Source organism: Anabaena sp. CCY 9402-a (assembly GCF_963920945.1).
Lineage (GTDB): Bacteria > Cyanobacteriota > Cyanobacteriia > Cyanobacteriales > Nostocaceae > Trichormus > Trichormus minutissimus.
This window is the reverse complement of sequence record NZ_CAWUDL010000015.1, coordinates 21,089-36,156: the sequence shown is the minus strand read 5'-3', so window position 1 is coordinate 36,156 and position 15,068 is coordinate 21,089. Positions and strand designations below refer to the sequence as shown.

The following is a 15,068-nucleotide window of genomic DNA, read 5'->3' as shown; positions in this document are numbered from 1 at the left end:
TAAATATTGAAGCACCTCAGAGATAACACTGATTTATCTTAACTGTGAACCAATCAAAGCAGTCGTAAACCAGTAATCTTACTCAAGCCAGACTTCATCTTATCTTTATTGCGAGAATGCTTTTCTCCAGAATTGGAGTAGTAGTAATCGTAGTAATTATGACGATAATGGTCACTCTCAACACCATTCACTACCATTCCCAAAACGCCTGCTCGTGAATGTTCTAGCAAATCCTTAGTAGCCTTAGCAGCCGCAGAATTAACTACACCTGGTCTAGCCACCAACAACATACCATCAGCCAAATTACTAACTATCATGGCATCAGCTAACATACTCATCGGTGGTGTATCTATAATGATGTAATCATAATCTTCCTTAGCTTGGGCAATTAAACTAGCCATACGCTGGGAATCTAGCAAGACAACTGGGTTAGGCGGAATTGTCCCAGCCGTCAATAAATCTAGATTAACCACTACTTCTTTAGTCGTTTTAGCAAACTCGGACTGTCCCACCAAAACATTACTCAAACCCATCATATTGGGTATTTGCCAAACTTCATGTTGATGGGGACGACGCATATCTGCATCAATTAATAGCACGCGCTTACCCATCTGGGCGGTAGCTACCGCTAAGTTAGCCGCAATAAAAGACTTCCCCTCACCCATCACAGAACTGCTGACGACAATCACCTTCAATTCTTTATCAGAAAGGGTGAAACCTAAATTAATTTGCAGCATCTCAAAAGCCGCATTCACTGAAGAATAGGGGTTATTGAGTACAGGTAACTCTGTCGATTTTTCACCATTAGCCAATCTCGCTTTTTGGTCAAAAACAGGAATTGTACCCAACAAGGGATAATTGAGTAAGCGTTTGGCTTCTTCTGCGGTCTTCACAGACTTGTCCACAGATTCTAGTAATAAGGCAATTCCCAAAGCTGCGAAAATACCTAAAAATCCTCCCAAAGCTAAATTCAAAGCGATACGCGGAGAAATAGGCTTCTTAGGCAACAAAGCCTCAGAAATCACCCTAGCATTACCAACATTCTGGTTTTCCACCACCTGAACATCTTGCAAACGTTTCAGCATTTGTTCATAGCTGGTGCGTGCTACCTGTAACTGTCGCTCTAGACGTAACTGTGTTTGTTCCAGTCTGGGTAAACTTCTCATTCGTGCTTGGTAAAGCACAAAGGCTTTCATCAAGACACCAACTTGGTTTTCCAGCCCTAACCGTTGTACCTCTATCTGTACCAAATCAGTAGTTAGAGTCTGCTGAAGTTGTCCAACTTGTAAATCCTGCTCTTCTACCGATTCATCAATACCAACAGTTTGGGAAACTCGTCGCTCCAAATGCTGTCTGAGAGCTTGTTCTTTCTCTAACAAATTCACAATTATAGGATGCTCGTCAGTATAGCGCGATCGCTCCACAGCTAACTGGTCTTGCACCTTCCGATATTCTGTTAACACCTGCTGTACAGCATTTGACTGACTCAAGGTACTAAGTGCTACAGCCTGCTTTGTTGTTAAAGCCAATTGCTTTTGCAACGCACCAGAACGGCTTCTAGCATCCGCCAGTTGCGCCTGAAGTCGAGTCATCTGGTTGGATAAATCATTCAACCCTTTGACCCCTTCTTTGGCTTCTTCCCCCAGAGAAACAACTTGGTATTTTTCTTTAAACATACGCAAAGCCAGTTCTGATTCTGCAACCTTGGCTTCCACTTGAGGTAGCTGCTTATCCAAAAATTCCCGTGCCGCTCTTGCTTCCGAACGGTTAACCAGAATATTATTTTCCAGATAAGCACTCATCAATGAATTAATAACCTTAGCCGCCTCTTGAGCATCTGTACTGCGGTAGGAAAGCTGTAAAATATCAGTCCCGCGTACACTTTTCACCGTCAAAAGACGAAGAAAAGCATCCAATTCCAAAAGGTTTCCTTCCGCATCCTTAAGCTGTAAATCAGCAATAGTCTTCAGAGAAATCGTATTAGAACGAATCACCTCAGCTTCAGTTTCCAACGGGTTGGAAAGGTTTGTCACCCCACTAAGTTGTCCCACCTGTTCACTAACACCCGTGAGGGAAGAAACACCACTCTGCTTATTAAACAGTAGTTTACCATTGGCTTCATAAACTGGTTTTTGGCTGAAAGTTACCAACCCCGTCAGACCAAACACAGACCCGATAATCAAGGCTATCAACAGCCAACGTCTTTTTAAAGTTAACCAATATTGTTGAAAGTTAATAAAATCTTGTTCTTCTTGATCAGAAGGCATAATTCACCTAATAATTTTATTTATTCAGCTATCAGTTCTCATTGCATACCATGTGATTGTAAGGCTACACATAACAACGATTTATCATGTGTAATCTCAAATTTGGTATTATTTCAGTTTGCTAGCAGATACGAATCCCTAATTTATTTCCTTTTAATAAGGCATTATCAAGCTTTTTTGTCTGGATATCCTACGTATTTTTACTAATTTTTCAGAAGATTTTTTTAAGTAGAAAAATAATTTTACGGCACTTATTAGGGTTGCTTTCTAAAGCAATACCTTTGAGGCTAGGGATAAATATCTCAATTTTTTTATAAGAGCATAATAGCTAACTAATAACTGCTAATAATAAAGTTTTTTGGCTATCTCTAAATATTTAAGTAAGATCCACATAGCTAAATAGTGAGAATTAGTAATAAAAAATAAGGTAATAGAACTAAAATAATCAATTTCTAGTGAATATTTGGGTGTATATCAACGTTGATAAGCATATAAATACTTTATCAAGTTGAAATCTACTGTATGAATTGCGTTATCATCTTGGACTTTTGAGAAAATTTTAGTCTGACAACAGCTATTGGCTGTGATTATCAATTTATCTAAGGTCAGTATGGCTGGCAGGTATTCCATCTGATAATGCCTATTTTGCCATTTTTAATCTTTGGAAATCATACAGATGCAGATTACTCTTAGTGTTAGCAATCAAGGAAGTAAGTTACCTCAAACCCACAACATCCTCTGTATATTGCTACTGCTAGGGGATATTGTCGGTTTAGTGTTGAGTTTATCTCTAACGTTTTGGATAAATTGGGATAAAAATCTCAATACTGTTGACCCCTTTGTTAATTTATTATTTTGCTTGCTAGTCATTACTGGGCTATATCTAGCAGACACCTACCATCCAGACAGCCAAATTTCCGGTTTACGCGCTCCGGCTCGGATTTTAATTACTAATGTAGTCGTAGGCTGCATCCTTTTTGTCATCCTCCATATCATTGAGAATGGGGAAAAGCTAGCCTTGTGGAAATGGCAAATTTTGCTCCCTAGTCTGAGTATATTGACTATCTGGACGATATGCTTAAGAATATGGGCAGTAAAATGGGCGCGATCGCAAGCTCAAAATAGTCGATGGCTAATTGTAGGCGCGAACAAAGAAACCATCGAATTTGGCAAAACTTTTCTCCAGCACAACTCATTGGGTCGGCTAGTCATCTTAGCAACCCCAGACCAAAACACCCATGAGTTAGCTAACAATCATCGGATTTGTGTGACTAATCTCTATGACTTACCCCAATGGACACAGCAGGCGTGGTCAGGGGTAGTAGTAGCCACCCCAACAGAATTATCTGACATCCAGGTGCAGCAGTTGATGCAGTTGCGCCTAGCTGGTGTCCCCATCTACGGTATCCCAGATATTTGTGAAAACCTCTGGTACAAACTCCCCTCGTCTCTACTGCAAGATAACTGGCTGGTCTTTAGTGCGGGGTATCACCTCACATCCAGCAGCATCAGTCAAAAAATCAAGCGCGTCACAGACATAATTTTGGCATCCCTATTATTTCTAGGTTTGTTTCCCCTCATGTTACTGACAGCCTTAGCCATCAAATTAGATAGCCCTGGCTCATTTTTCTACAGTCAAGTACGGACAGGGTTAAAAGGACAAACCTTTCGGGTTTACAAATTTCGTTCCATGTATCAGGATGCGGAAAAACGCGGCGTGCAGTGGGCGCATGAAGATGATCCGCGCATTACTAGGGTTGGACGCTGGCTACGCCTGTTAAGAATCGATGAACTACCACAGATTTTCAACGTTTTATCAGGAGAAATGAGCTTAATTGGCCCTCGTCCAGAACGACCAGAATTTGATATCAAACTGCGACAAGAGATTCCCTACTATGACTTGCGTTATATCGTCAAACCCGGAATCACTGGCTGGGCGCAGGTGATGTATCCCTACGGCGCATCAGTAGAAGACGCTTACGAAAAGTTAGCTTATGACCTCTACTACATCAAGAATTATTCACCATTTTTAGATTTAGCGATCGCCTTCAAAACCATCCGGGTCGTGTTATTAGGTAAAGGCAGATGAAAAAGAAAATTTTAGTCACAGGCGGAGCAGGATATATCGGCTCTCACGTAGTCCGCCAATTGGGTGCAGCCGGCTATGATGTCGTGATCTATGACAATTGTTCTACAGGTTCAGCCCAAGCCGTCCTCCACGGTGATTTAATCATTGGGGATTTAGCAGATTTAGATACTCTTTACCGGGTGTTTTTCCAGCATCAATTTACCGCCGTCCTACACTTTGCTGCTAGTCTCAACGTCCCGGAATCAGTGGCTCATCCCCTGGAATACTACGCCAACAACACCCGTAACACCCTAAACTTACTGCGTTGTTGTAGCGATATGGGTGTTAATCAAATCATCTTTTCCAGCACAGCCGCCGTCTATGGGCAACCAGTAACCAATCCTGTCACCGAGTCCACACCCACCGAACCCATTAACCCCTACGGACGCTCAAAACTTTCCTGTGAATGGCTAATTCGAGACTACGCCACAGCCTCATCTCTGCGGTACGTAATTTTACGCTACTTTAATATCGCCGGCGCAGAACCTGGCGGCAGACTAGGGCAAATGTCCAAAAATGTCTCTCATTTAATCGGAGTAGCCTGTAATGCTGCACTCAAACGCCAACCAGGTATACGCATTTTTGGTACAGATTTTCCCACCCCAGATGGCACAGCAATTAGGGACTATCTTCATGTTGAAGACTTAGCGACAGCACATTTAGACGCTTTACGCTACCTAGAACAAGGACAAGAAAGCCAAATTCTCAATTGCGGCTATGGACAAGGGTATAGCGTGCGGCAAGTTATTGAACGGGTAAAAGTCATATCTGGAATAGATTTCCCAGTCATCGAAACAGACCGTCGTCCTGGAGATCCAGCTTGTGTAATCACCTCTGCTGACAGAATCCGTCAAGTATTGGGATGGAAACCCAAATATAATGATTTGGATCTCATAGTTTATACAACCCTGGCGTGGGAAATGCGTCAGAAAGGTGCAATACCCAACTCAATAGCTCAACCCAAACTGACAACTCAACCAAAAGTGGCATAAATTTTGTCGTAAAGACTTAAGTCCTCAAACCATTTAACTACATCAGATAATTCCCCTATCTTCATATAGGCAGGGGAAGTTTCGCTTTTGGAATTAGATCAATATTTTACTCCGCTTCACTGGATGCCAGATTTCAATTACCATGTGTATTGTTATCCATCTTCATGGGCTACATTAACCTAGCCAGCGATCGCTATGCCTAAATCTAAAAAAGCTTCTGATTCTATTAATTTAAACAATCCACAATATTATATTAACCGAGAGTTAAGCTGGTTAGAATTCAACAATCGGGTATTACATGAAGCTTGCGATCCACGCACACGGTTGTTAGAACGATTGAAGTTTTTAGCAATTTTCAGTTCTAACTTAGATGAATTTTTTATGGTACGGGTTGCAGCTCTCAAGCAACAGGTAGAAGCGAAGGTGAGTAAGTTAACCCCCGATGGACGCACCCCACAACAGCAGTTAGATGATATTCGCTTACACCTAATACCTCAAGTTAGCAAAGAACACCAACAATTTGAACAAGTTATCCGTCCATTGTTGGCTGGTCAGGGTATTCATATCCTGGATTACATTAACCTGACTCAAAAACAGCGCACCTATCTAGATAATTATTTTGAAGACCAAATTTTCCCTGTTCTGACACCCTTAGCAGTTGACCCCAGCCATCCCTTTCCCTACATTTCTAATCTCAGCTTGAATTTGGCGGTTTTGGTGAAAAATCCTGACACAGACCAGGAATTTTTTGCCAGGGTGAAAGTTCCCAGCGTCTTACCACGATTTTTGCCACTACCACCGGAGTTGGGCATTAATATGGAAAATGGCAAACCAGCTAACTGGACTGGTGTACCCTTAGAACAGGCGATCGCCCATAATTTAGAGTCTCTATTTCCAGGAATGAATATCCAGGAATATCATCCTTTCCGCATAACGCGTGATGCTGATTTGACTTTAGAAGAAGACGAAGCTGATGACTTATTACTCGCCATAGAACAAGAACTACGAAAACGCCGCATCGGTGGAAACCCTGTCCGTATCGAAATCCAATCCCAAACCCCTGAACCAATACGTACTAGGTTATTACAAGATTTAGAACTCACAGAAAATGATGTCTACCAAGCGGAAGGTCTGTTAGGACTGCGGGACTTGATGTATTTTATGGCTTTACCCTTGCCAGAACTCAAAGATCCACCACGCCAGTCTGTAGTACCGATGCGCTTGCAACGATTAGGAGAACCCAGTCTAGACCGCGATGTGTTGGAGTTAGAAGAGGGTAAAGATTTCTTTTCTGTAATTAGAGAAAAAGATTTATTTGTCCACCATCCCTATCAATCTTTTTCAGCTACAGTGGTACGCTTTATCACCCATGCAGCCCACGACCCAAATGTACTAGCCATTAAAATGACTTTGTACCGTACTTCTGGGGATTCGCCAATTGTTAATGCCTTAATTGCAGCAGCAGAAAATGGCAAACAGGTATCAGTCTTGGTGGAATTAAAAGCCCGATTTGACGAAGAAAATAATATTTACTGGGCAAGGCGATTAGAAAGGGTGGGGGTACACGTTGTTTATGGTTTGGTTGGTTTAAAAACCCATTGCAAAACCGTCATGGTGGTGCGCCGAGAAAAAGACAGGATGCGCCGCTATGTACATATCGGTACGGGCAACTATAATCCTAAAACGGCACGACTATATACAGATTTAGGTTTATTTAGTTGTCGAGAAGAATTAGGTGCTGATATTACAGATTTATTTAATTTCTTGACAGGATATTCCCGGCAGAAATCTTATCGAGAATTATTGGTTGCGCCTGTGAATATGCGCGATCGCTTTTTGGAATTAATTCATCGTGAAATTACCAATGTCAAAAACGGCTGCACAGGTCGCATTGTGGCCAAGATGAATTCCCTTGTTGATCCCCAAATTATTACTACTTTGTATGAAGCCTCTCGCGCCGGCGTACAAATTGACTTGATCATACGAGGCATTTGCTGCTTACGTCCAGGGCTGCCTGACTTGAGTGAAAATATTCGTGTGATTAGTATTATTGGCCGATTTTTAGAACACTCGCGAATGTATTATTTCTACAACAATGGCCAAGAAGAAATTTATATTGGTAGTGCTGATTGGATGAGCCGGAACTTAGACCGTCGAGTGGAAGTAATTACCCCCATAAAAGACCAAGATATTGCTAAAGACTTGCAAGAAATATTGGGAATAATGCTAGCAGATAATCGTCAAGCTTGGGATTTACAAGGTGATGGGACTTATATTCAACGCCGTCCTGGAGATGATTGCCCCGAATCTCACTCCCAAAACACACTGATGAATATGGCCTTAGGTTCAACTGGGATAACAGCAAATTTAATTGATACCAAAAAAAGTTCTTCCCTAACAGATAATTAGATCAAGTCCATTCTTTATCAAAACTTCAAATTTTTTATGAGAAGTTTTATCAATTCCTCTGCTTATGTACCAATTATTCAACCATAAGATAGAGTAGTTGTTAGTAGTTATTCCCATAAACTAGAGGGATTATCGTATTTACTTTTTCCCTGGAATGTTAATGTTCTCCTGTGAGTCTTCTACCTTACGAGTTTTAGTTGTTGACGATCATGAACTGACTCGTTTAACACTAAAATTAGCTTTCGCAGGTCAGGAAAATATTCAAGTTGTGGGTTTAGCTAGTAACGGTCAAGAAGCTATAGAAATGGTAAAAGATTTTCATCCTGATGTGATTGTTCTGGATTTACAGATGCCAATTATGGATGGTTGGAGTGCTTCTGGACATATTAAAGCCCTTTCTCCCAAAACTCAGATATTGGCTTATTCTTCTGTCGAAGAAGCTGCTTTGCCTGACAAAAATACAATGTTTAACTTTGATGAAGTCTGTAAAAAAGATGTCCCTACCAGTGAACTAGTTGCTTTAGTCAGGCAACTAGGAAAAAGTGCAGGTAATAATTCTATTTCTAGGTAGATAAAAGAAGCTAGTATCGCAAGGCAAAAGTCAAAATTTAAAACTCAACAGACTTATATCTCAAGGCTTTTACCTGTTTGAAATGGTAGATTGATTTATGCCATGCTTTACTAGCCTCTAGCCGCCATACCAGATTAATTATTCTCTGTTTGTGGAATAGTACGTCTAAATTCTTCAATCAATTCATCTAGTTCTTCCAAGGCTTGATTTACGTCAACTCTCAAAATTCCCAAGTTTGGTTGCTCTAAAAGGCTCAGTAGGTACTCACGTTTACTTTCAACGATCGCAATCCGCTCTTTGAGTGTCTGTAAATCCATTGTTTTTTCTCCTTATATTATCTCTAAGTTTAAAGTTAACTCAAAAAAGCCATGCTTGTAACACATCTCAATTAGGGCAACTAGCGATCGCATCAGGAAATTTAGTGCCTAATTTGATGATAATAAAGCTAGATGTGTTAAGAATTTATACGATTCTGAGATTATGTTACGTAAAATTTCTCTGGGAACTCTTGGTTTAAGCGTCGGTGGCATATTGATTATCGTAGGCTTTGTTGCTTACGCTGCGGATAACGCTACACTGAATTTAGTGGGATTTTTCTACGGCTTTCCACTGTTTCTAGGAGGATTAGCACTCAAAGCTAATGAAATCAAGCCGATTCCCTTCAGCAAACCAACTCAACCATCAGTTTTATTATTGCGAGAACAGCAAGCAACTGTTACCCAAAATAAAATTCGTAAAGATATTACTCGCTATTGCTATGGACAGGATGCCCATTTAGATAGTGCGCTTTCTTATCTGGGTCTAGGCCTTTCGGATGACGAAAGACCCATAATCACAGGTTTACGGGAAACAGAAATTAATGGTGCTTACGCCTTAATTTTAGAATTTGATTCGCCATCCATACAAATTAGCGATTGGCAGGAAAAGCAAGAAAAAATGACTAAATACTTTGGTCCAGAAATAGAGGTAAAAATTACATTAGTCAATGAAAATCAAATTGAATTGGCCGTGATTACTGATAAATAGTCATTAGGAATTAGGCGTGGGCATTAAATAACTGATGTTAAGATGTCAGTTATTTAATGCTAATTCTTGTAGAAGAGTAGGCAATTTTTTTCCTGTCCTGAAATTCTAATTTTTATGTTATTGGCATTGCCTACCTTACGGTTATTAAAATGGTATGGCATATTTAGATAAATTTTCCGTCACAACTATGTCTTAGACAGAATAGTTACTTTTCTAAACGTACTGCATACCATTGCAAATATTTGCCAATTCCCACATCCAATTCACAACTTGTGTCAATTAAATGTTGGGCTTGGGCTGCTGGAGAATCAAACTGTTGTAACTCAAATGGCAAATCTTTAAAATCAATTTTTTGCAATTCGCTTTTGAGCTTTTCTAATAATTCTATTGTTGTCAGAAACTGTTCTGGTTGATTTGTTTCTAAAACCACAAAATTATCCTGTTGATACATTAATGGATCAGGCATAAAATAGATTAACTTAATGCGGGGATATAATTAATTTGCCGTTTGCCTTTTACTTCTTTCTCTCGCCAACTTATTTGTATTGATCTTAATTTTAGACACATTGCTGACATTTTGCAGAAAAATTCACCTAATCCTCTAAAATTTAGTATATAAAATAACTTTTTTTAAGTAATTTTACTAAATCAAATTGCCAAATGCAAATGAAAATAAAGTCTTGTTAATAGCTTTATATTAACATGATGTGATTTATGTAATTACCCCAAATAAATATCCAAAATTAAACTTTTGAAAAATGCCGAATAAATTGCTGGCAATCAAGCAAGATGCTGGTTAAGTTAATTTTCTCAGGTCATTTGGTGATAGAACAACTTTATTGGGCTAGTGTCTAAAATGACTATATTGGTAGAGATATAAACTTGGTATTTAAAGTTTTGCATACCATCGCAATTAAATGCTATCAAGCGGGAACTATAAAAGTAACATTTCTTAGCATAGCTAGACATGAGTATTAAGGTATTTGTTACCTTAATTACCTGTATACAGGAATCCTAAATGATATATGAAAAATTTTCAGTAATGTAGGGTGGGCTTTGTCAACCAAAACCTAGATATAGTGGGCTACGTGTATTTTAAAAATCCAATCAGATACCTATATATTGATAAATTGTCTATGCAACTTAGTATGATGTCGTTTTCTTCGCTAAAGATTATCGAACAGTTTTTCATCCACACTAGTTTTCGAGGTAGATCGGATAGATGTGTTTTGAGAATTCCCATATTGATAAGTGAGCGATGATCTTTAGGCGATCGCATCATTACTTGTCACTGTTTACACACATGATCTAGTCGGACAGTAACACAATCGCCATTAAAGAGTAAATTAGCACAAGATATTTTGCATATTGCTTGTGACCTGATCAAAACTAAGTCATTATTTTACTCTCCAACTAGTTATTCACCTAAATATGGCTACTTTAAACAAATTTCGGTTACAAGTAATTAATTTACAGGAGCAGGATTTTTCTAGGTTTGCTCCTTTTAAACTCTGAGGATTTCTGTGGAACGCAACTCATGTCACGCATAAGCCCATATTCTCTTAAAGAACCTCCTGTAATTTTGGTGGCTGATGATGACACAACCATCCGAACCATGTTGCGTAAAGTCATGGAAAAAGAAGGCTATCGAGTCATTGAGGTGACAGATGGGAAGCAGTGCTTAGATGCTTATGAGACTGTCAAACCAGATATAGTCCTGCTAGATGCTGTGATGCCTGTTATGGATGGCTTTACGTGCTGTAAGCAATTACTACAAATTGCTAGAAATAATTTAATGTCAGCTTTGGCAAATCTAGATACTGATTCTGGATTAGGTAATACCGTCATCTCAAAACTATGGGAGCGGACTCCTATATTAATGATTACCAGCTTGAATGATGAAGAATCTGTAGATCGTGCTTTTGAAGCAGGCGCAACAGATTACATCACAAAGCCAATTCATTGGGCTGTGTTGCGTCAACGTCTACGTAGACTGCTACAACAAGCACAAGTTTATAAACAATTGGAAGCTGCAAACTTAGCCTTGCAGGAACTGGCTCATGTCGATGGCTTAACTGGCTTGGCTAATCGCCGTCGTTTTGATAACTATTTGAATACGCAGTGGATTAACCTAGCACAAGCAAGAGTGCCTTTATCGCTGATTTTGTGTGATATTGACTTTTTCAAACTTTACAATGACTGCTATGGGCATCCGGCTGGTGACGATTGTTTACAAAAAGTAGGTCATGTTTTAAACCATACAGCAGAGAAACATCGAGATTTGGTAGCCCGTTATGGCGGTGAAGAATTTGCTGTAATCATGCCTTATACTCACGCAGCCGGTGCAGTTCACGTTGCCACCATGATGCAAAATGGCGTTGGTGATTTACATATTGTCCATGAAAAATCTACTGTGAGTCAATATCTGACTCTAAGTATGGGTGTAGCGACTATGATACCAAGCTGGGAATTAGCCCCCTCAGATTTAATTGCCGCAGCAGATAAAGCTCTTTACCAAGCAAAGGAGAAAGGGCGCAATCGGATTTGTTTGTTATCGGAGAATGAAGGTAATTCGTAATTCGTAATTCGTAATTCGTAATTCGTCAAGAGGGGTAAACTGGCAAAGTAAAGTGAAACCATGCACCACCATAAGGGTTAGAGTCTACCCAAATTTGGCCGTAATGCGCTCTGACGATACGTTGGCATAGACAAAGACCGATACCGTAACCTTCTGTACCTTCATCTCGTTCTAGGCGGTAGTGGTTTTCAAAAATGCGATCGCGATTTTCTACTGGGATGCCAGGGCCAGTATCACCTATGCTGAACTGAACTTTTTGGGTAGTGCGGTGCAAGCCGGCGATGCTGATTGTGCCACATTCTGGGGTGTATTTAATGGCATTATCCAAAAGGTTGATCAAGACTTGGCGGATACGTTCTGGATCAGCATAGACATAGGGTAAGTCTTGAGGGATGTCGGTTTCTATCTTCTGGGATTTAGTAATGTAGCGATCGCGCAATTCTTCTAATATATCTAAGCACAGTTGACCGAGATGTGTTTTCTGCGGTGTAATGGGAAACTCAGTATCATGCCCCCTACCCACCTGTAGCAGATCCGCAATCATTCTGTCAATTGTCTTGGTTTGACTGCGGGCTTGTTTTAATAAATGGGCAATTAAGGCTGGTTTGAGGCGTTGAAATTCACCAGTTTCTAGATTGTAGTTAGATTGTAAAGTTTCAATGGCGATCGCCGCAGCTGTCAAGGGATTGCGGAGGTCATGTGCTAGCATCCCAATTACCCTATCTTTAAACTGTAACTGCTCTAGAAGTTTTTCTTTTTCTTGTTTGAGGTGAAAAATTTCGTCGGAAAGTCGAATTAGTTCCGCAGAAACCGCAACAGAACGGATGGTTGATTTCGGTTGTGAGGTTCGCCCATTGTCCTCTACACGTTCTTGTAAGTCCTCTTGGAGTTTGAGGTAAGTGTCTACAGCCGTTTGCCAACGAGGCCACCAGCTTTTAAGTTGAGAAATAATATTACTACCGGCAAGAACTTGTCTAGGTTCTGGGTGAATTTTGATTAAGGCTGGTGTTGCCACTAACTTAAAATGTTCTGCTAAATAAGGTTGTTGTCCAACATCGATAATTTGCAGTTCAAAGTTATACTCAGCCTGTAATTCTTTTAAGTAAGCACGGATACGCTGCACCTGTTGTTTGGACTTGGGTCGTCCATCAATAAACAGTAGCAGTTGGAGTGGAGCATCAGAATAGATCGGCTGATCCTGGGAAACTTGCATGTAATCGTGTTTCAGCACTGGTAACAACCTGGCGACGTTTTGCAGAAGTTAGACTAGACTGACAGTTGTCGATGGTCGTTCGTTTTTTTCTCAACTTAATATCTATTTTAGATTTTTCATACTCCCTTCTGATCGGGGTTTTTGACATGAGATACATCTTTTTGAGCTTTTTGCTTCCAATTGGGCTAACCTGTTGGGATGGAAAGGTCTTTGCTGTGCAGTATCAACCTCCATCTTCTGTAAATCATACTCTGGTAGTAGAGTCAACAGATGAAAATTTTTATACTCTGGCAAGTCAGATCATACAGCAACAGTTGGATTTAATTGCACGGATTGAGCAAGCACTAGTGACTCCTGATGCCAATCGAATGCGATCTGTACGAGGACAGTTAATTTCCCAAACTAAAATTACTGAAGGGTTTCTTCAGCGTCAACACTTCAGAGCGAAAAGTTTGTGTAATTCCCCAGATGCTTCCCCTGTGTCTGGTAACTTCACCAAGTCACAAGTCCAAATTTATTGCTCTTTGTATGCTTCTAGCCAGGAATTAGTAAAACTTGCGCCAGTGCTGGATATGAGTTTATCTCGCCGGGGTGAATTAGCTTTGGTGAGAAAGTTACCCCTAGTGAGTGGTGAACGTCAATCAGACCCAGTGCTGTCGATTGCGCCTGTGCGTTATCCCTATCTTAACCAGCCAGCAACACCCTTTGCGACCTGGGAACCAAATCTAGCACAACAGTCTCCCAAGTCCTTTGACTCTTCTACATTACCAATTATCGGTAGAGTTGCTAAAACAGCCATAGCTAACTATAAACCACCTGTACAACCTGCGATCGCAGCACCCCAATCAGCCCTTGCGATTTTGGCTAATGCCAAACGGTTTCTCAGTACAGCCCAAGTTAACTTTCCTGTTGGTCATCAGTTTACAGATGCTCAGGAAACTGCTGTCACCCTTGATCGGTTTACTTACGGCTTAGATCCCCAAGAACCGCAAATTTACGCTCAGTTTCTACAATTACCCCGGACTGGAATTTTTCGCGTGTTAACTGCTTCAGCGTACAAACGCCCCATCAATAGGATGACGAATCGGTTGCAACCTAAAGTCAGTGAGCGTTATCCTTTCCCTGTTTTGGGTAATCCTAAAGGAAGTCTTAAACCTAGTTTAGCACTGAAGTTAGTTGGCGATCGCTTTCAAATGCAGCATTCAGGAGTAGATTACAGTTTTATGGTGGATCTGGGAAATATCTCATTAGAGAAGTTGGATGGCAAACTCCAAGGTGTAGCCTCATCCACACGGGAATTTTTCCTCAACTACCAACCACCCAAGCAATTAGAAACTTTGCAAGTGGAAAGACGCAGATTTTTGACTGGTAAAGACCAGAACTGGAATCAGAGTCAAGTAATCTTGGCTGATGCTCCAGCTAAATTGAATCATACTTATTTAGTCAGAACTCTCCAATTTCAGCTACCAGAAATTGTCTTAAATAGCCAGCTAATTCCGTCCGAAAGAAGACGCTACCTAGACGAATTACAACAAGTACGAAGTAGTGATATTCTTGTTGCTTTCCGTCCAGTACGTCAGCGTTCTGATGGCAGTTACACCGTGCTGTGGCGAGTTTTAGACGAACTACCTGCACCACAAATTTTGGGACTATAAATCAATTCAAAATTCAAAATTCTTGCATTAAATACAGCCAGCCCTTGTGGGTGAGGGTTCTACCGTTCTCTTTCCCTACGGGACGCTCCGCGAACAGAGACGCTACCGCGAACGGCTGATCCTCATGGCGAAGTCTACCTTGAGAAAACTTGGGTTTTTTCTCGCTCCGAGACGCTGCACAGCATTCCCGGTAGCGTGCCGGAGGCTCTAGCTATGCCGCAGGCTTTAC

The 15,068-nt window shown here is 40.6% G+C and carries 11 protein-coding genes; 7 read left to right on the top strand and 4 right to left on the bottom strand.

Annotated elements, in window-relative coordinates; translation table 11 throughout:
• Nucleotides 1–53 precede the first annotated feature (53 nt).
• Entirely contained in the window at nt 54–2,267 is a 2,214-nt protein-coding gene (locus ACM0OR_RS07595) for a GumC family protein (RefSeq protein ID WP_414575714.1), read from the bottom strand.
• A 676-nt stretch (nt 2,268–2,943) separates the two neighbouring features.
• On the opposite strand from ACM0OR_RS07595, the gene ACM0OR_RS07590 reads away from it, so the two are divergent.
• From ACM0OR_RS07590 to ACM0OR_RS07575, 4 genes are all read left to right on the top strand, one after another.
• Nucleotides 2,944–4,356, top strand: a complete 1,413-nt coding sequence (locus tag ACM0OR_RS07590) for a sugar transferase (protein ID WP_414575712.1) — start codon at nt 2,944–2,946, stop codon at nt 4,354–4,356.
• The gene (galE, locus tag ACM0OR_RS07585; protein WP_414575711.1) at nt 4,353–5,387 is read left to right on the top strand and encodes a UDP-glucose 4-epimerase GalE; all 1,035 of its coding nucleotides are present in this window, start codon (nt 4,353–4,355) and stop codon (nt 5,385–5,387) included. The genes ACM0OR_RS07590 and galE overlap by 4 nt, the downstream gene beginning before the upstream one ends.
• 195 nt (nt 5,388–5,582) lie before the next feature.
• Nucleotides 5,583–7,796, top strand: a complete 2,214-nt coding sequence (gene ppk1 / locus ACM0OR_RS07580) for a polyphosphate kinase 1 (RefSeq protein ID WP_414575710.1) — start codon at nt 5,583–5,585, stop codon at nt 7,794–7,796.
• Between the two features lie 154 nt (nt 7,797–7,950).
• Nucleotides 7,951–8,367 carry a response regulator transcription factor gene (locus tag ACM0OR_RS07575; RefSeq protein WP_414575709.1) on the top strand — a complete coding sequence of 139 codons (417 nt, stop codon included), beginning with the start codon at nt 7,951–7,953 and terminating at the stop codon, nt 8,365–8,367.
• A 134-nt stretch (nt 8,368–8,501) separates the two neighbouring features.
• Here the strand turns inward: ACM0OR_RS07575 and ACM0OR_RS07570 are convergent, their stop codons facing one another.
• Nucleotides 8,502–8,684, bottom strand: coding sequence for a hypothetical protein (locus ACM0OR_RS07570; protein ID WP_414575708.1), 183 nt, complete (start codon nt 8,682–8,684; stop codon nt 8,502–8,504).
• A 163-nt stretch (nt 8,685–8,847) separates the two neighbouring features.
• Here ACM0OR_RS07570 and ACM0OR_RS07565 point away from each other — a divergent pair, with 163 nt between their 5' ends.
• Nucleotides 8,848–9,393 carry a DUF2854 domain-containing protein gene (locus ACM0OR_RS07565; protein ID WP_414575707.1) on the top strand — a complete coding sequence of 182 codons (546 nt, stop codon included), beginning with the start codon at nt 8,848–8,850 and terminating at the stop codon, nt 9,391–9,393.
• 205 nt (nt 9,394–9,598) lie between these two features.
• Here the strand turns inward: ACM0OR_RS07565 and ACM0OR_RS07560 are convergent, their stop codons facing one another.
• On the bottom strand, nt 9,599–9,859 hold the full coding sequence (locus tag ACM0OR_RS07560) for a chlororespiratory reduction protein 7 (RefSeq protein WP_190705129.1): 261 nt from the start codon (nt 9,857–9,859) through the stop codon (nt 9,599–9,601).
• A 1,071-nt stretch (nt 9,860–10,930) separates the two neighbouring features.
• Here ACM0OR_RS07560 and ACM0OR_RS07555 point away from each other — a divergent pair.
• Complete coding sequence (locus ACM0OR_RS07555; protein WP_414575706.1) at nt 10,931–11,971, top strand: diguanylate cyclase domain-containing protein; 1,041 nt, start codon at nt 10,931–10,933, stop codon at nt 11,969–11,971.
• 25 nt (nt 11,972–11,996) lie between these two features.
• Here ACM0OR_RS07555 and ACM0OR_RS07550 read toward each other — a convergent pair whose 3' ends face one another.
• Nucleotides 11,997–13,202 (bottom strand): histidine kinase, encoded by a 1,206-nt coding sequence (locus tag ACM0OR_RS07550; protein WP_414575705.1) that lies wholly within the window; start codon nt 13,200–13,202, stop codon nt 11,997–11,999.
• Nucleotides 13,203–13,330: 128 nt separating this feature from the next.
• Between ACM0OR_RS07550 and ACM0OR_RS07545 the strand changes: the two genes are divergently transcribed.
• Nucleotides 13,331–14,839, top strand: coding sequence for a hypothetical protein (locus ACM0OR_RS07545; protein WP_414575704.1), 1,509 nt, complete (start codon nt 13,331–13,333; stop codon nt 14,837–14,839).
• The last annotated feature ends 229 nt before the right edge of the window (nt 14,840–15,068 follow it).